A 19,627-nucleotide genomic window follows, 5' to 3' on the forward strand; every position below is an offset into this window, starting at 1 on the left:
AGTGAAATAAATTGAAATATCATTTCAAAGCAGGTATAATAGATATACAATGAAATGAGGACAGATATATGAAAATCGATTTATCAAAAATTGGAACTGAACTTCAAAATCCAAATACTAAAAATATCGATCGACTCGATACCGTTGAGATGGTAGCTTTGATTAACAATGAAGATCAACGTGTCATTGATGCAGTGGGTGAACAGACTCACGAAATTGCAGCTGCAATAGATGCAACCTATGAGGCTATTGCTCAAGGTGGACGCCTTGTCTATATGGGTGCAGGTACATCCGGTCGTCTTGGTGTTCTTGATGCATCAGAATGTCTTCCAACTTTTGGTGTTGGTGAGGAATCTGTGGTTGGTATTATTGCTGGTGGAGATACTGCATTAAGGCATCCAGTTGAAGCGGCTGAAGATGATGAAATGCGTGGTGTTGAAGATCTAAAAGCCCTTAATTTTTCTAAAAATGATATCTTATGTGCAATCGGTGCGTCAGGACGTACGCCCTATTGTATCGGCGGACTTAAATACGCTAAAGAACTTGGGGCACAAACCATTTCTGTTGCATGCGTTTCAGAAAGTAAACTCGCTGCATATGCAGATCATCCCATTGAAGTGGTAGTTGGTCAAGAAGTCATTACGGGTTCTACACGCATGAAATCTGGTTCTGCAACTAAAATGGTATTAAACATGATTTCAACCGGAGCGATGATTAAACTGGGCAAGGTCTACGGTAATCTTATGGTCGATGTAAAAGCAACCAATGCAAAACTTATTGAGCGTGCGCGTAGTATTATTATGAATGCGACCGGTTGTACTTATGACCGTGCAACAGACTTGTTAGATTTAAGCGACCAGAGTGTTAAAGTCGCAATTGTTATGGAACTTTGTAACCTTGAGGTTGAAGATGCTGTGCAACTTTTAAATCAAAATCAAGGTCATATTGCACGTGCTCTAGAAAATAAGTAGCGTGAAAAATATGGAAACTAAATATGCGGTTGGTCTGATGTCGGGGACATCACTTGATGGCATTGATGCAGCTTTAGTTAAAATTCAAGGTTCTGGTATTGATACTACATGCAAATTAATCCATTTTGTAACCCTTGAAATACCGGAACAATTACGTCAACGTATTTTAGATGCCAGTGTTCCTGAGACATCACGAATTGATGAAATTTGTTCACTTAATTTTGAATTGGGAGTGCTCTATAACGAAGCTACAACGAAGGTGTTAAGTGAGAGTAACTTTAAAGGTTCATTAGACTTTGTAGCGTCTCATGGCCAAACACTTTACCACCTTCCAATCCCACAGAATCATTTTTTGAAATCAACGCTACAAATTGGGGATCCATCAATGATTGCTTTTCATCATAAAGTGCCAGTTGTTTTTAATTTTAGAGTCATGGATATTGTGGCTGGAGGGGATGGAGCCCCACTGGTTCCATATCCTGAGTTTTTAATTTATCGTGAAAAAACACAGACCGTCTTGCTTCAAAATATTGGTGGAATTGGAAACGTTACCGTAATTCCAGCAAATGCACATCTCGATGATGTCTTTGCCTTTGATACAGGTCCGGGTAATATGATGATGAATGCGGCTACGGCTCATTATTATCAAGAACTCTACGATAAAAATGGCACCCATGCCCGCAAAGGTTTGTTAATCGACGAACTCTATCAATCACTGATAAATCATCCCTACCTTAAGATCGAACCGCCCAAATCCACAGGGCGTGAAATGTTTGGTGAACGAATGGTCTCTGAATTCTATAAAGAAGGTTATGATCCAGATGATGTAATTTACACCTTGACGAAATTTACTGCCTACTCGATTACAAATGCATATAAACAATATATTATGCCTAAACACACGATACATAAAGTAATTATTGGGGGTGGGGGCGCTTATAATCCAGTATTACTTGAAGAAATTCGTTTAATGTTACCAAAAGAGATTCAAGTTTGTACTCAAGAAGATTTAGGGTTTTCAAGCGATGCGAAAGAAGCCATTGCGTTTGCCATATTGGGGAATGAAACATTAGCAGGAAAACCAAGTAATGTTCCTTCGGCAACAGCCTCAAACGAACGCATGATCCTTGGGCAAATTTGTCCGAATCCCTGGCCAACTGAAACAGAATCAATTTGATTCTGTTTTTTTGAATTCTTTCTTAACAATTAATGAAGACAGCCCTACAATATTGAATCTAACACGTCAAAATGGTATAATTGACAAGGATAAATAGGTTATCTACTGTGTTTTATACAAAATCATTCCATTGAAACTTGATTCAACCCATTCAATGGAATTTATTGTGAAAACACTTTACCTATAACGTATTTGATTACTAAAAATATAAAAATGTTTCTATATGAAAACGAATTTGTGTTTTACGGGTAGTAGTTAATAATTAGGAGAAAATATGAGTAAAAATCTAAAGTCATTAGTAATTGTGGCTCTAAAGGGATTTATCTTTGTGTTTTTAGCAGCGGTATTCTTTTATCTCTTTGGAAAAGAAAATATTGCGCTACAAAATTGGTCAAGAACAGCGGTCATTACCGGATCAACCTTTATCTTGATTGGAATTTTAATGCTTAAGGTTTACGGACCTTTTGAAATTGGTATTAAGAAAAGCAAACCAATTATCTATAATTCTACGATTGCGATTATCTTGACAGATTTAGCAACGTTTTTTCAATTAATGGTTATGAATACAAATCCAAACAACAATCAATCTTTTAAAATTGAACAATTGGATTTACTTTTTTATACCATGATTATTCAAATTGTAGGCATTGTGGTCTTCGCTTATTTAGGTAACTACATCTATTTTAAAATGTATAAGCCATCACGAACGATTATAGTCTATGATAAAAACGATCAGGAAAGTTTACCGAAGGTTAATCACTATTTGGAACGTTTTAAGCTTCAGTATGATATTTTGGGGTGTATTACTGTTGATGATCCAAATTTAGAAGCGATGCTTTTCAATGTTGATTACGTTGTGATCTTAGAAACACCTGTAAGTGAGCGGAAACGTCTCGTTGATCTATGCTATAAACATCAATTGAATTTTATGTTTGCGCCATCAATTTCAGATATTGTGGAGCTTTCAGGATTTTCGATGGTTGTAGATGATAAGGCGATGGTTGAAGTTAACATACAAGGCTTATCCTTTGAACAACGGGTATTGAAACGTATTTTAGATATTTTTGTTGCGGTAATCGGAGCGATAGTCTCGTCACCAATCTGGATTATTGCGGCAATTGCAATCAAACTTAATGACGGGGGTACCATTCTTTTCAAACAAAAAAGAGCAACAATCGATGGCCGTATTTTTGATGTTTATAAATTCCGTACGATGAAAGAAAACGTTGAAAATTATTCAGCTACAGAACACGACGATCGGATTACGTCTGTTGGGAAAGTACTTCGAAAAATTCGAATGGATGAACTTCCACAACTTATTAATATATTAAAAGGGGAAATGAGCATTGTCGGACCGCGTCCTGAAATGCTTGAAAATGTCGATTCGTATCAAAAAGTTTTACCGGAATTTGCTTACCGTCTCAAGGTGAAAGCGGGCTTAACAGGTCTTGCTCAAATCGAAGGTAAGTACAATACATCTCCAAAAGATAAACTTCTTATGGATCTTATGTATATTGAAAACTATTCAATTTGGACTGATTTTAAATTAATTCTACGCACCGTCGTCGTGATATTTAAAAAAGACAGTACTGAAGGATTTTAAGCTCGAATAAGTCTTAGAGAATGTATCTTTAAGACTTATTATTTTATATTATTTTATTGGAGGTAATTATGTACTATTTCGCACTGATTTTTCCTTTTATTGTCAGTTTTTTACCTAGATTGACAAACAAGCAAAAATTTTATTTGGCAACAGTTCCGCTTTTCATTATTGTTATTTTTAGAGTAGGGGTAGGAACGGATTATTTTTCCTATGAATATCTCTATAATCTTCAAAATGTTTCAACATTTGGAAAAATGTTAGACCACCAAAGCAACATTGAACTCGGGTTCCGAATTTTTATTTTTATCTTTAAATCTATCGGACTTCCATTCCAATTTTTTATTGGATTCTTTGGTGCAGTTACACTTGGTTTTTTTGTAAAATGGATCGATGATACAACAGATGCGTCACTTGTGTCCTTAATACTCTTTATTGGGATGTTTTTCTTTGTTTGGAATTTGAGTGCAATACGACAAGGACTTGTTATGGCCGTCGCATCGTATTACTTTTTTAATCCACAGAAGCATTTGTCGAAGAAGCAATCGCTGTTATTAATCGCTGTGCTTGCATTATTCCATATATCCGTATTGTTCTATATTCCAGTAATTTATTTAGCGCGTAATGTTCAATGGAATAAGAAAAACCTTCTTATTCTTTTAGGTGTTTCGTTCCTCTTTGCATTTATTCCATGGCAACGTGTTTTAGCGCATCTTCCATTTATTCCCGGTTCGAAGAAAATAATGGGATACATTGATGCGAAAACACAGGTATTAAATTTCGCTGGGATCGTCCGCATTGGTTTTTCCGCAATAATTCTTTATCACTACGATAAAATCACAGATACCGTATTTAAAAAATATCTTGTAGATGCGACATTGCTGGGCTTCGGTGTCTATTTCTGCCTCAAATTTTCCGAATTAATTGCTGGTCGTACGACGATTTATACCTTTATCCTCTGCATTGTTGTGTTTAAATACATTCTCGATTACTATTTCTTGAAAGACTCCCGGATTTTGAATGGCTTCATTTATACAGGACTTGCATGCTTCACGGGGTTATTTCTTTACAAAGATATCAATGCTTATATGCATCAATCTAATTATCGAGGAACAAACAAACTCTTACGTTTTAATACCATTTTCAATCGTCCAAATTATGATGATTATGATAATCGCTTTGCTTATCTCACTATTCGACGTGATTGTAATGACGAACGTGATGAACTTTTAGATGCACAGGCTTCATTACCGATTTCATCGAATTATCGTGAGGATTTATCTTATTATGCAATGTGGGATCATGAGTCAGAGCTCTATGGAATCTTAGGGACTGATCGCACATGGATTGTTGAACCAAGCTTTAAACGAAAACCCACAGTCTATGGATCACTTGTTGCATATACACCTAATGATGACTTAAAACAAGCTTTTAAATCGACTGAATATCTCGATTTAACCGGCGCTGAGGTGACTGAAGAACGGATTCAGTCAGCATTAACAAATGACGCTTCCGAACGTCAAGAAATTACTACACAACCACTTGAAGTAAAATCTTATGATGTTGAGAATTTACCGGAAAGCATTCTTAATATGTTCCCTTATAGAGATGAAATTATCAGCGTTAAATATGTGGAATTTGATAAACCTTATACCTATAAAATTCTTGATTTGGAGTACATCGATTATCATTTCTTTCTTTATGTTAATGAGTCGTTTGAGCCAATTGTCCCCGTTTTAAGTAACGATTTTTATCGAATTGCACCCGATGGTGTGATCACTGTAGATACGTATTGTCGTCAACGCCTTTACAATAAAGATGGTTCTTTATTGTGGCAATATTAAGGAGGTCCTATGAAAGTACTTTATTTGAGTTCTACCAATTCAGGGATGCATCGTCACAGTATTTACTTTGATTTGCTTTCTGAGTTCCAAAAAAAAGGTCATGATGTTACCATTGCTTATGCCCGTGAAAAACGTTTAGACCAAGAAACCGAGTATTATGAACAATTTGGCATGCACTATCTTGGTATTAAAACAGGAAATTTAACGAAAAATAGTAACCTAATCGATAAAGGTATCGCAACGCTTAGAATTGATTCACAATTTAGAAGCGCACTTAAGAAGCATTTAGGTCATGAATCGTTTGACTTAATTCTCTATTCGACGCCACCCATTACATTACTCAAAACAGTTAACTATCTTAAATCAAAAAATCCCAATGCATTATGCTATCTCATGCTTAAGGATATATTTCCACAAAATGCAGTTGACCTTGGTTTTATGAAAGCGAACGGACTTATTCATCGTTTCTTCGCTCATAAAGAAAAGGCGCTCTATAGAATGTTTGATGTAATTGGTACCATGTCACCCGCAAACCTAAAATACATGGAAATTCACCATCCTTCTACAATTGGGCGGCTTGAAATTTTACCAAATGCTTTGGATATTAATGAAAACAATACGGCACATGACAGCATTTCTATCCGTGAAGCCTATGCGATTCGAGATGATCAAACAATTCTTTTGTATGGAGGTAATTTAGGAGCTCCGCAAGCAATCCCATTTGTCATTGAGTGTATTGATCGTATTAAAAATGATGAACGTATTGTTTTCTTAATTGCAGGATCGGGTGCTAAAGAAGATCTTATTACCTCATTTATTAAAGAAAAAAATATATCCAATACACTTTTCCTAGGGCAACTTGAAAGTAGGGTATATAATAGTCTTGTAAGTCAATGTGATGTTGGTTTAATTTTCTTAGATCATCGTTTTACAATTCCTAATTACCCACAACGCCTTTTAACCTATCTTGAGGCTTCAAAGCCCGTTGTTTGTGCAACAGACACTGCTACAGATATTGGAACCATTGCAATGTCAAATGAGTATGGATTCGGAATTGAAAGTACTGATGTTGATGCATGGTATCAAGCAATTGACACGCTTGTATCAAATCAAGATTTAAGAAAAAAAATGGGTGCAAACGGACATGATTATTTAATGAATCATTATACTGTTGCACATGCATACGAGATAATTATAAAACACATGGGAGCGTAAAAATTATGTTTGAAAATAAAGTATTACTCATTACAGGCGGTACCGGTTCATTTGGAAATGCCGTAGTACGTCGACTCTTAAAAGAAGAAATTAAGGAAATCCGCATTTTATCGCGCGATGAGAAAAAACAAGATGATATGCGTAAGTTTTTCAATGATGATCGCTTAAAGTTCTATATTGGAGATGTTCGGCAGAAAGAATCCTTGATTCATGCAGTTCGTGGTGTTGACTACATCTTCCATGCAGCTGCGCTTAAGCAAGTTCCTTCATGCGAGTTTTTCCCAATTGAAGCCGTTAAAACAAACGTTATTGGAACCGATAATGTATTAGAAACTGCTATTGACTGTGGCGTAGAACGTGTTGTATGTCTTTCAACAGATAAAGCAGCATATCCAATTAATGCTATGGGAATTTCAAAAGCGATGATGGAAAAAACATTTGTTGCGAAGGCTCGGATTGCGAAAGAAACCAATACCGTTATCTGTGGAACGCGATATGGAAATGTCATGGCTTCACGCGGATCTGTAATTCCATTATTCTTAGAACAAATTCGTATGGGTAAAGAATTAACCATCACAAATCCCCACATGACCCGTTTCTTGATGAGTCTTGACGAAGCGGTCGAATTGGTATTATTTGCCTTTGAACATGGCGAACCGGGCGATCTCTTTGTACAAAAATCACCTGCAAGTACAATCGAAGATTTAACCCAAGCGATTGTCGAACTCACAGGATATCAAAAAGGAACACGTATCATTGGTACACGTCATGGAGAAAAACTCTATGAAACCCTTCTAACAAAAGAAGAGTTTGAAAAAGCTGAAGACCTTACAGATTATTATCGTGTACCGATGGATCAACGCGATCTCAACTACGATAAATATTTCATGGAAGGTGAGGAAATTCATGAAGAACAAGAATATAACTCTCATAATACATATCGCCTAAATGTAGAAGAAATTAAGGCTAAGTTAGTCGATCTTTATGAAATTAAAGATGAGCTAAAGGGTATGATGTAGATGAAAATTCTGGTTACCGGTGCATCAGGTTTTGTTGGAAAAAATCTGATTGCGACATTAGATCATCTTGGACACAAAGTCCTTGCTTATGATCGCAATAATACCCTTTCTGAACTTGACGATTACTGTGCTCAAGCAGATGTTGTCGTTCACCTTGCAGGCATTAATCGTCCGACAGACCCCGAAGAATTTCAGAAGGGAAATGTAGGTTTTACAGAACACCTTTGTAATGCTCTTGAAAAAAATAAAAATAAAGCGCCCATTCTTGTTTCTTCAAGCATTCAAGCAGTATTGGATAATGAATATGGGCGAAGCAAACGTGAAGGGGAGTCCGTTTTGATAAACCATATGGAACAAACCGGAGCACCTGTTTGGATCTATCGTTTTTCAAATTTATTTGGAAAATGGTCGCGACCACATTACAATACGGTCATTGCAACATGGTGTCATGCGATATCACGAAATGAACCCATACAGATTAATGATCCCAATGTTTCATTAAATCTTATGTATATTGATGATGTTGTCTTAGAGCTTATACGTGCAATAAATGGAACGCCTACCATTGTGGAGGAAATCTATTGTACTGTCCCAACATCTTATGATGTGACTTTAGGTGAAATTGCTGACTTATTATATGCTTTTAAAGCGTCACGTGATTCCCTTTTTGTACCGAATCTTAAGGATGGATTCGAGAAAAAACTATACAGTACTTATTTAGCCTTTCTACCCAAAGATAAATTTAATTATTTCCTCGATATGAAATGTGATGATCGTGGATCCTTCACAGAATTTTTAAAATCTCCTGATCGTGGTCAGGTAAGTATTAATATATCGAAACCCGGAATTACAAAGGGGAATCATTGGCATCACAGTAAAAACGAAAAATTTCTTGTTGTTTCGGGTCAAGGGTGTATCCAATTTAGAGATATCTTTGAAACAGAAATTATAGAATATCATGTATCTGGGGATAAACTCGAAGTTATCGATATACCTACTGGATATACGCACAATATCATTAACACGGGTACTACGGATTTAATTACGGTGATGTGGGTGAATGAACCGTTCAATCCCGAAACACCCGATACACACTATTTGGAGGTTTAGATGAAAAAACTAAAAGTTATGACTGTCGTGGGAACACGCCCCGAAATAATTCGATTATCCGCTGTGATAAATCGTCTAGAATCAAGTGATGCAATTGACCACGTGCTGGTTCATACAGGTCAAAACTACGATTATGAATTAAATGAAGTCTTTTTTAACGATTTTAAGCTTCGAAAACCAGATTATTTTTTAGAAACCGCAACGGGAAAACCAGTGGGGACCATTGGTAATATTCTTATCAATATTGAACCTGTTTTAGAAGAAGTGAATCCCGATGCATTTTTAGTGCTTGGCGATACAAACAGTTGTCTTTGCGCAATTGCTGCAAAGCGAAAACAGATTCCAATATTTCACATGGAAGCTGGAAATCGTTGTTTTGATCAACGCGTTCCTGAAGAAACAAACCGTAAAATTGTTGATCATATTTCTGATATCAACCTTACATACAGCGATATTGCACGTGAGTATTTATTGCGTGAAGGTTTATCCGCAGATCGCGTCATTAAAACTGGAAGCCCAATGTTTGAGGTAATCCAATCGCGTCATGATGATATTGCTGCAAGTAACATTATAGAAACACTTAATCTCACGAAAGGTGAATATTTTGTCGTTTCCGCTCATCGTGATGAGAATATTAACTCAGAGAAGAATTTCTTAAATCTTGTTGATAGTCTCAATGCGATTGCTGAAAAATATCAGATGCCAATCATTGTGAGCACACATCCTCGAACAAAAAATATGATTGATGCGAAGGGTGTATCCTTCCATCCGCTTGTAAAAATCATGAAACCAATGGGATTTAACGATTATGTTAAACTTCAAATGGAATCGAAAGCGACACTCAGTGATAGTGGTACAATTAGTGAAGAGTCTTCAATTCTGAGATTTAAAGCGCTTAATCTACGTGAAGCACACGAACGTCCAGAAGCAATGGAAGAAGCATCGGTCATGATGGTAGGTCTTGAAAAAGAACGTATTCTACAAGGGTTAGCGGTATTAGAAACGCAAGAACCCAATACGTTGCGCCATGTTGCGGATTACAGTATGCCAAATGTATCCGAAAAGGTATTACGCATAATCATTTCATATGTTGACTACATCAATCGTACTGTTTGGAGCAAATAATGAAGGTTCTATTTATTAATTCGGTATGTGATTATGGCAGTACTGGTAAAATTGTACGCGATCTCGCAAATGGATTAAAAAAAGAAGGCCATGAGGTTTTAATCAGTTATGGACGTCATGATGCCAAGGACAAAACAGACACTTTTTATATTGGCGATAAACGCTCTACATATAACCATGTTCTTATGACTCGACTCTTTAACCGTCACGGTCTTCATTCAAACCGTGCGACTCAAAAACTGATTCAAAAAATTGAATCCTACCAACCCGATGTAATTCACTTGCATAACCTTCACGGCTATTACTTAAATGTTGAAATGTTATTTGAAGCGCTTAAATCCTATAAAGGGAAGATTTATTGGACATTCCATGATTGTTGGCCAATAAGTGGTAGTAGTGCATATTTTGACTTTCATGGATGTAAAATGTGGGATGAGGGATGTGTCGAATGCAATTCAACACGCGATTATCCAGAGGCATTGCTTTTCAAACGTCAAAAAAAGAATTTCTTATGGAAAAAGAATGCATTTAGCGGACTTGATAATTTAACCTTAATTACGCCTTCATATTGGCTTAAGAACTTACTCTCAAAAAGTTTTCTTTCGCAATATCCATGTGAAGTGATTCATAACGGTATTAATACAGACCTATTCAAACCGACTTATGATCAAGAATTAAGCCAAAAATACGAAGGAAAACGCGTATTACTGGGTGTAGCAAGCATTTGGGAACAACGGAAAGGTTTAAATGATTTCATTAAATTGAGTACGATGATTTCTGAGGATTACAAAATTGTCCTGATTGGTTTAACAGAGGAGCAAAAGAAGGCATTACCCGCTTCAATTGATGGTGTTTTAAGAACCGATAGTGCTGAGCAACTGGCCGCATATTACACGCTCTCTTATCGTTTTATAAACCCAACTTACGAGGATAATTATCCAACTACAAATATTGAAGCCTTATGTTGCCAAACACCGGTTATCGCTTACGATACGGGTGGGAATAAAGAGGTTGCTGATCATCCTTTTATGACTATTGTCAAACAAGGTGATTTGGATGCGATTGTGGAGACGCTGGAATCAAATCAAACCGTATCTTTTGATGCGTTTGACGACTTGATACATGATTCACATACTTTTGTCGCAAACACTCTTAAGTTATACCAAAGGTAATTGATAAACCTCTGTTCAAATGTTACAATGTGGTAGCAAATTTGAACGGAGGTTTTTAATGTTTTCGAAATTTTATATACTCAGAACGTTACTTGAGCAAGAAATTTCATCACAGCGTGAATTAAGTAAACACACAAATTTTTCCTTAGGGAAGGTTAATTCACTCTTAAATGATTGCATCAATCGAGGATATGTAAATAATTTCAAGATTACTCAAGAGGGACTTCGATTCCTTGAGGAATATGAAGTCGATAATGCCATTATCATGGCAGCAGGATTTGGTTCACGGTTTGTACCTTATACCTATGATACTCCCAAAGGTCTTATGGAAGTTCACGGTGAGCGTATGGTTGAACGCTTAATCAAGCAACTTCAAGAAGTTGGAATAAAAAAAATATATGTCGCCGTTGGCTATCTCAAAGAAAAATTTGAATATCTTGTTTTAAAGTATGGTGTTGAACTGATTCATAATCCCGATTATCATCGATTCAATAATATTTCAACCCTATATCATGCCCAAGATGTTATGAAAAACACCTTAATCATGCCTTCAGACATTTATATTACAGAAAATATGTTTCATAAGTATGAATATAAGTCATGGTACGCTACGACGTATTTCGAAGGGGAAACGGATGAATGGACGGTACACACAGCTCCTAACGGTCTCATTACAGATATGGAAATTGGCGGTAAGGATGTTGTAGGCCTCTATGGACCAACGTTCTTTGATGCCAAGACGTCAAAAGAAATCATCGAGGCTGTGAATCGTGATATTAAAATTGCAGGAAAAGAACAATATTACTGGGAGAACTGTTGGCTTGATCGAATTAACAAGATTCAAATCTTTTCAAATGAGGTCAAAAGGGATTCCATCTTTGAATTTGAAAGCATCGAGGAATTGCGTGTTTATGATCCATCGTACTTAACTGAAACTAAAAATGAAATGATTACAATTATTTGTAATGTTTTTGGTGTTTCTTCCCAAGACATCAGTGGTATTGAATCCATGAAAAAGGGGATGACCAATGATTCATTTATATTTAGAGTCAACAATAAGTCATACGTGTTTAGGGCCCCTGGAAAAGGAACTGAGCAACTCATTAACCGTCGCCAAGAAGCAGAAGTATATCAGACGATAAATCCTTTAAAAATATCAGATAAACTTTATTATATAAACCCATATAATGGGTATAAAATTTCACGGTACTATGAGCATTGTGAATCAATCAATCACGACGATATTCCCCAAGCATTTAAAATATTGCGAACGTTACATACAAGTGGTATATCCGTGGATCATACGTTCGATCTTGAAGAACGCATTGCTTATTATATGATGTTATGTAAAGATTCAAACGCAATTTTATTTGATGATATCAATGAAGTTTCAAAACTGATTGAAGAAGAAATAGAATATTTGAAACAACTAGATCGTCCGAAAGTTTTATGTCATATTGATCCTGTTGAGTCAAATTTCGTGAAACTGTATGATGGTTCCTTAAGGCTTTTAGACTGGGAATATGCCGGTATGAGTGATCCTATTTTAGATATTGCCATGCATGCAATCTACTCTGGTCATCAAGAAACACGAATTTTAGAATTAATAGAAATCTATCTTGAACGAAAACCTACAAAACAAGAAACGAAAATCTTATATATGTATGTGAGTTTGTCAGGATACTTATGGGCTCTTTGGGCTCAATTTAAACAAGCAAGGGGTGAATCGTTTGGAAATTATGCATTAGATCAATACCATTACGCACATAAATATGCACGATTAGCGTTAGCTATGGAGGACTAAATGAACAAACTACAGCAAGAAGAGTTGAATATTCTCATTGAATTTGATCGGATCTGTAAAAAACACAACATAATCTATTCGTTGTCATCTGGAACATTACTGGGGGCGATTCGTCACCAAGGCTTTATTCCATGGGATGATGATATAGATGTAAATATGTCCCGCAGTGAATTCAACCGATTTGAACAGGTTGTAGCTGAAGAATTGAATCAAGATTTTTTTTACCAATCATTTAAAACTGAAAAAGATCACTATCATGCTTTTAGCAAAATTCGAAGTAACAAAGTAGAACTTGTAGAGAAATCTACAGACTATCTCAATATTAATCATGGTGTCTGGATTGATATCTTTCCTTATGATAATATTCCAGATGATTTAGATCTTCGTAACGAGCAAAAGAAAAAAGTTAGTTTCTACAATAAATTGATCTCACTATTTGTATATACATTTGTAACTGATGAAGATTTAGGCAAAAAACGTTTAATTAAAAGCACATTCTATCACTTAAATCGAATCTTTTATCGTGTTAATTTCTTACTCCCAACGCTCTATAAAAAACGTCAAGTTTGGATTGAAAAATACAATAATGATAAAACGGAGTATGCAAATATGTTGGTATTCAATTTTAATGACGCAATCTATCAGGCAACTTTCATTCGTAATGCGATCTTAGACTCCGTGACTGCAGGTGTCTTTGAAAATCATCAATTTTTAATTCCAACGGAATATGATGAAATTCTTACATTAAACTACGGAGACTACATGCAGTTACCGCCAGAGTCAGAACGTGTTTCAAATCATGAGGTAGTATTAAAGGATCATCGAAATGCGTCATAAAGGAACAGTTACAGGTCTATCCTCAGGACTATTCTGGGGACTTGATACTGTAATGATTGGTGTTGTTCTCGCTTCGGCAATGTTTATCGCATTTGGGTCTAACGCACCCCTTATATCGACTTTTATCCATGATGGAGCGTCATTTATCTTTTTACTGATGCTGCTGATTTTTCAAAATCAATTGAAAAATTTCATTAAGGTTTTATGCTCAAAATCAGGGTTGGTGATTGCAATCGCGGCCCTTCTGGGTGGACCTCTAGGAATGGGGGCATATATTTTATCCATTAACCATCTTGGACCCGCAATCTCAGCAAGTATTTCAGCAATCTATCCGCTCTTTGGAGCACTCTTGAGTTTTATTATCCTAAAAGAAAAACCGAACAAGCGAACCATTTTGGGTTTATTTATCGCAATCACCGCTATTATCCTGATGGGTTTTACAGGGAGCATGGGAATTTCAAACTTAAAACTCGGTCTTGTCTTCATCAGTATTTGTGTTATTGGATGGGGGAGTGAAGCTGTAATAATTAGTACAGCACTCAAACAAGACGTCCCATCACATATTGCGCTAACAATTCGTCAGTTTGTATCTTTTATAACTTATGGACTAGTTATTATGCCGATAATCGGATATCATCAGCTTCAAAACATCAGCGTAATGAACCCAATATTTTTGATGGTTGTAATCAGTGGTATTATTGGTTCAATTTCCTATTCGTTCTACTATAAATCCATTTCATTAATCGGTCCAAGTAAAGCAATGGGTTTAAATATCAGTTATCCAGCATGGGCATTTTTCTTTCAATTTATGGTTGATCAGACCTTTAATTTTAAGCAATTCATACTTGTAATTTTTATCATGATGGGTTCGATTCTTTCCTCCGAAAATCCGGGTGAATTGGTAGAACTTTTTAAGCGCAAAAAATAGTATAAAAATAACCAAAACAGCATCGAATCATGCTGTTTTTTATTATGTTCATTTTCTTTATAATATTGTCTTTATTGAACATAGATGATAAAATTACTAAAAGGAGAATTTCATGAATATCTATCAATTTAAATTATTACGTGAGTGTTTATCAGGCATTGAACACTCACCAGAAATGTTCAATGAAGCAATGAAAATGACACAGGAATCCCTTGAAACGATGAACTACCTTGACCAAGATGGAAAGGTGACGGCAAAGGGATCCCAAGCAATGGAATCTTACCGTGTTGACAATGCCATCATTATGGCTGCGGGTATGTCATCACGCTTTGCACCACTCTCATATGAGCGTCCTAAAGGACTTTTAAAAGTTCACGGTGAAGTCCTGATTGAAAGACAAATTCGTCAATTACATGAACGAGGAATTACTGATATTACAATTGTACTGGGTTATATGAAAGAACAATTTTATTACTTAGAGGATAAGTATCAAGTTAAATTTGTAGTGAATGATGATTATTATCGTTACAATAACACATCCACATTAATGCTCGTATTGGATCAATTGAAAAATACATACATTTGTTCATCCGATAACTACTTCGTAGAAAATGTATTCAATCAATATGAATATAAAACAACATATCCCGTTCAAGTGCATGCATCCCATGAAACGGGGGAATATTATGCGGATTTTACCGATGAAGGGCTCATTACTAAAATTGGAATCGGATCCGGTTCTTATTACTGTATGGTCGGTCACGTTTTCTTTGATCGAACGTTCTCACACGATTTTAGTGAACTTCTTAAACAAGAGTATCCAAAAGAAGAAACAAAAGCAAAACTTTGGGAAAAAGTATATGTTGAACATATGAATCAATTCGAAATGTATGCGGAAGTATACTCCCCAGATATTATAAAAGAGTTTGATTCACTGGAAGAACTGCAAACTTTTGATGCTTCCTATTTAGATATAAAAGATAGTGAAATTTTCAATAATATTATATCTGTCCTTCACTGTAACGTTTCAGATATTACCGGGATTGTACCGATTAAAGATGGTCTCACCAATCTATCGCTCAAATTTGAATATGATGGAAAATCCTATATCTACCGTCATCCAGGTGTTGGAACCGATGAATACATCAATCGTAAATCAGAGTTTTTTGCACAGCATAAAGCAAAAGAATTAGGATTTGATGATTCATATATTTATATGGATCCCGAAAAGGGCTGGAAACTCTCATTTTTTATTGAACAAGCACGAAAACTTGATTATCATCAATGGGATGAAGTAAAACAAGCACTCGAAATGATTAAAGACATGCATGACCAACAACTTGAAGGTGAATTCGAATTTAATATATGGCAAAAATCATGTGACTTTATTGAAAAACTCTCAATCGAAGATCGCAACGCCTTCGATGATTTTGATGCATTATTCGAGATGGTTGAATCCGTTAAAGCATATGCTGATAACGATAAGGTTCCATTGCGTCTATGTCATTGTGATTTCTACGACCCTAATATCCTATTTTCAGGTAATTCATTATACCTAATTGATTGGGAATATGCAGGCGTTGATGATCCAGGGGTTGATATTGGTACCTTTATTGCATGCTCCGACTACACTTATGAGGAAGCAATGAAAGTCCTCAATCTTTATAACAAAGCACCGATGGATCCTTTAATGCAACGTCATTTTATCGCATATATTGCGATTGCATCATACTATTGGTTTGTTTGGGCCATTTTCCAAGAATCGAATGGCGCAGCGGTAGGTGAATATCTTACAATCTGGTATAATAACTCAAAATCTTATGGAAACAAAGCCTTAGCGCTCTATGAGGGAACCTATGAAAATCATTAGTGATATTGTAATCTACATCATCATGGCCTGTGCTGTCATTGGATGTTTCTATTCAATTAAAGATAGTGAATCCGAATTGGGTCAACAATTTACTGCAGGAATTGAAGCAATTGGAGGTCTTTTTATACCGATTGCTGGAATTATGGCAGCATTGCCCATCCTCAATATCTTTATTTCTAAATTTATTGCACCACTGTTTACCGTTTTTGGTGCTGATGCTGCAATGGCAGCAACATCTTTACTCGCTGTCGATATGGGTGGGTATCAACTTGCAGCGGCTTTAGCACAAACCCACGAAGCCTGGATTATTTCAATGACCGTTGGTTATATGGCAGGTGCAACCATTGTATTTAGTATTCCCATTGCCACAAAAATCATTGATGTTAAATACCACCGTCAACTCTCAATTGGTACAATGATTGGGTTTATTACCATACCAATAGGTGTATTCATCACCAATGTTCTTATCATGATATTTAATCCAATGGTTCGCACTATCGTATCATCAGATCCCAATGCACCCCAAATCCTTTTAAACATGACACTGATGATTCTGGTTAAAAATTTGCTTCCACTGATCATCATTTGCCTCTTGATGGCAATAGGTCTTTGGAAAAAATCAGAACTTATGATTAAAGGATTTCAGTATTTTTCAAAATTTATTGAGATTTTTACAAAAGTCATTCTTACAATCAGTATTCTCGAACATTTCACACATATCTTTACCAATTTATTGGGTGGTTATATTCTTGATCCCATTATTGCGGACAGTATCGATATTGAGCGTGCCCTCGAAGTTGCAGGGTATATTGGTTTAATGTTAAGTGGAGCATTACCAATGGTCTATTTAATTGAAACGAAACTTAAAAAACCCATTGAAAATCTTTCTGACAAATTAGGTATCTCTCGAAAAATTGCGACCGGTATCCTTGCGAGTTCTGCAAATGTCATCGCAGCATTTGCAATGATTGATGATACTATGAGTGATCGTGAAATGATTGCCATTACAGCATTTTCAGTTTGTGGTGCATTTGTTATTGGTGACCATCTCGCATTCACCGCTAATTTCCAACCACAGTTAATCCTTCCGTTAATGATTGGAAAACTTACTGCAGGACTTCTTGCAGTTTGGATTGCACTCAAAGTAACATCTAAAATAAATAACACACTTTAAACCTCAACCTTTCAATTAAGCTTTCTTCTACGAGAAAGCTTTTTTTTACTTAAATAAAACGCTTTATACACGAATTAGTCGTTTGGACGTCCACAATACATTTTGGATGTGATATTATTATTCCGAGAGGTGAATTATGAAAGCAATTATTACAGTAGTAGGTAAAGATAACGTTGGGATTATCTCAGGTGTATGCAATTATTTAGCACAAGAAAATATTAATGTTTTGGATATTAATCAAACCATTGTGGATGCATATTTTAATATGCTTATGATTGTGGATTTATCACAATGTTTAAACCCTTTTGATGAAGTCTCGCTTCAACTTCAAACAGTCGCAAACACACTTGGTGTTGTTATTACAATGCAACGCGAGGATATTTTTTCCTCGATGCATCGAATTTAGGAGGTTCCATGCTTAATCAATTTGAAATTCAAGAAACACAAGCAATGATTGCCAATCAAAATTTAGATGTTCGTACCATCACCATGGGCATCAGTCTTTTGGATTGCGCTGATTCTGATTTGGATCGTTTCAATGAAAAAATTTATAATAAAATTACATCGCGCGCTAAAGACTTAGTTCGTATTGGTGATGAGATTGCTCATGAATACGGAATTCCAGTTGTTAATAAACGGATTTCCATAACACCCATAGCGATTGCGGCTTCAGGATGTAATGCGACATCTTTTGTATCAACAGCGAAAATCCTTGATAAAGCGGCAAAAGAAGTCGGTGTTGATTTTATTGGTGGTTTTAGTGCACTTGTTCAAAAAGGGTGTACGCCCGCGGATGAAGTGTTAATTCAAAGCATTCCAGAGGCCTTGGCGGTAACAGATCGCGTCTGTGCGAGTGTCAATGTTGGTACAAGCAGAAGTGGTATCAATATGGACGTGGTTAAACAACTTGGTCAGACAATTCTTGATTGTGCGAAGCTTACCGGTGAGCGTGAGTCGATCGGATGTGCGAAACTTGTTGTATTCTGTAATTCAGTCGAGGACAATCCTTTTATGGCAGGAGCATATCACGGAGTCGGTGAAGCTGATACAGTTATTAATGTGGGCGTAAGCGGTCCTGGAGTCGTAAAATGTGCACTTGAATCTGCACATGGACAAGACTTTGAGACACTCTGTGAGACCATTAAAAAGACCGCCTTTAAAATAACACGAGTAGGCCAATTAATTGCTCAAGAGGCATCAAGACGACTCGGTTATCCTTTTGGTATTATCGATCTTTCGTTAGCCCCTACACCAGCTATTGGTGACAGTATTGGCGAAATTTTCCAAGAGATGGGTCTTGAAGAGCCTGGTGCGCCCGGAACCACGCTTGCATTAGCATTACTCAATGATAATGTGAAGAAGGGTGGCGTTATGGCTTCCTCGTACGTCGGCGGACTTAGTGGAGCGTTTATTCCCGTTAGTGAAGATCATGTTATGATATCAGCCGTTGAAAAGGGGGCACTCACACTTGAAAAACTTGAAGCAATGACTTGTGTTTGTTCTGTTGGTTTGGATATGGTCGCGATTCCAGGAGATACACCTGCAACGACAATTTCAGGTATTATTGGTGATGAGGCAGCCATTGGTATGATAAATAATAAAACGACTGCTGTACGTATTATTCCTGCTTATGGAAAAGGGGTAGGCGAAACGGTTGAATTTGGTGGATTATTGGGTTATGCTCCTATCATGAAGGTAAATCCTTTTAGCTGTGAATCCTTTATTAATCGAGGCGGACGTATTCCGGCACCCATTCATAGTTTTAAAAATTAGTAGGAGTT

The 19,627-nt window shown here is 36.3% G+C and carries 16 protein-coding genes; all 16 read left to right on the forward strand.

Annotated elements, in window-relative coordinates; translation table 11 throughout:
- Positions 1–68 precede the first annotated feature (68 nt).
- The 16 genes from murQ (at position 69) to EPJ89_RS04730 (ending at position 19,619) form a co-directional block, all read left to right on the forward strand.
- Positions 69–971: an N-acetylmuramic acid 6-phosphate etherase gene (gene murQ, locus EPJ89_RS04655; RefSeq protein ID WP_161636460.1), complete on the forward strand. Its 903-nt coding sequence runs from the start codon at positions 69–71 to the stop codon at positions 969–971.
- 10 nt (positions 972–981) lie between these two features.
- Positions 982–2,148 carry an anhydro-N-acetylmuramic acid kinase AnmK gene (gene anmK, locus EPJ89_RS04660; protein ID WP_161636459.1) on the forward strand — a complete coding sequence of 389 codons (1,167 nt, stop codon included), beginning with the start codon at positions 982–984 and terminating at the stop codon, positions 2,146–2,148.
- Between the two features lie 274 nt (positions 2,149–2,422).
- Positions 2,423–3,751, forward strand: coding sequence for an exopolysaccharide biosynthesis polyprenyl glycosylphosphotransferase (locus tag EPJ89_RS04665; RefSeq protein ID WP_125164506.1), 1,329 nt, complete (start codon positions 2,423–2,425; stop codon positions 3,749–3,751).
- Positions 3,752–3,819: 68 nt separating this feature from the next.
- Complete coding sequence (locus EPJ89_RS04670) at positions 3,820–5,592, forward strand: EpsG family protein (protein ID WP_161636458.1); 1,773 nt, start codon at positions 3,820–3,822, stop codon at positions 5,590–5,592.
- 9 nt (positions 5,593–5,601) lie between these two features.
- On the forward strand, positions 5,602–6,807 hold the full coding sequence (locus tag EPJ89_RS04675) for a glycosyltransferase family 4 protein (protein ID WP_125164504.1): 1,206 nt from the start codon (positions 5,602–5,604) through the stop codon (positions 6,805–6,807).
- A 5-nt stretch (positions 6,808–6,812) separates the two neighbouring features.
- Entirely contained in the window at positions 6,813–7,826 is a 1,014-nt protein-coding gene (locus EPJ89_RS04680) for a polysaccharide biosynthesis protein (protein WP_161636457.1), read from the forward strand.
- Positions 7,827–8,936 carry a capsular polysaccharide biosynthesis protein CapF gene (locus EPJ89_RS04685; RefSeq protein ID WP_161636456.1) on the forward strand — a complete coding sequence of 370 codons (1,110 nt, stop codon included), beginning with the start codon at positions 7,827–7,829 and terminating at the stop codon, positions 8,934–8,936.
- Positions 8,937–10,061, forward strand: coding sequence for a non-hydrolyzing UDP-N-acetylglucosamine 2-epimerase (gene wecB / locus EPJ89_RS04690; protein ID WP_200549108.1), 1,125 nt, complete (start codon positions 8,937–8,939; stop codon positions 10,059–10,061).
- Positions 10,061–11,233, forward strand: a complete 1,173-nt coding sequence (locus EPJ89_RS04695) for a glycosyltransferase (protein WP_161636454.1) — start codon at positions 10,061–10,063, stop codon at positions 11,231–11,233. Before wecB ends, EPJ89_RS04695 begins: the two co-directional genes overlap by 1 nt.
- 58 nt (positions 11,234–11,291) lie before the next feature.
- Positions 11,292–13,037 (forward strand): NTP transferase domain-containing protein, encoded by a 1,746-nt coding sequence (locus EPJ89_RS04700; protein ID WP_200549109.1) that lies wholly within the window; start codon positions 11,292–11,294, stop codon positions 13,035–13,037.
- Entirely contained in the window at positions 13,038–13,874 is an 837-nt protein-coding gene (locus tag EPJ89_RS04705; protein ID WP_200549110.1) for a LicD family protein, read from the forward strand.
- Entirely contained in the window at positions 13,864–14,802 is a 939-nt protein-coding gene (locus EPJ89_RS04710; RefSeq protein ID WP_200549111.1) for a DMT family transporter, read from the forward strand. Before EPJ89_RS04705 ends, EPJ89_RS04710 begins: the two co-directional genes overlap by 11 nt.
- A 112-nt stretch (positions 14,803–14,914) precedes the next feature.
- Positions 14,915–16,672, forward strand: a complete 1,758-nt coding sequence (locus tag EPJ89_RS04715) for a phosphotransferase (protein ID WP_200549112.1) — start codon at positions 14,915–14,917, stop codon at positions 16,670–16,672.
- Positions 16,659–17,846 carry an ethanolamine utilization protein EutH gene (locus tag EPJ89_RS04720; protein ID WP_200549113.1) on the forward strand — a complete coding sequence of 396 codons (1,188 nt, stop codon included), beginning with the start codon at positions 16,659–16,661 and terminating at the stop codon, positions 17,844–17,846. Before EPJ89_RS04715 ends, EPJ89_RS04720 begins: the two co-directional genes overlap by 14 nt.
- Before the next feature lie 136 nt (positions 17,847–17,982).
- Entirely contained in the window at positions 17,983–18,252 is a 270-nt protein-coding gene (locus tag EPJ89_RS04725) for an ACT domain-containing protein (RefSeq protein WP_161636448.1), read from the forward strand.
- A gap of 8 nt (positions 18,253–18,260) precedes the next feature.
- On the forward strand, positions 18,261–19,619 hold the full coding sequence (locus EPJ89_RS04730) for a PFL family protein (RefSeq protein WP_161636447.1): 1,359 nt from the start codon (positions 18,261–18,263) through the stop codon (positions 19,617–19,619).
- Positions 19,620–19,627: the final 8 nt, after the last annotated feature.

Source organism: Erysipelothrix sp. strain 2 (EsS2-6-Brazil) (genome assembly GCF_016617625.1).
GTDB lineage: Bacteria > Bacillota_I > Bacilli_A > Erysipelotrichales > Erysipelotrichaceae > Erysipelothrix > Erysipelothrix piscisicarius.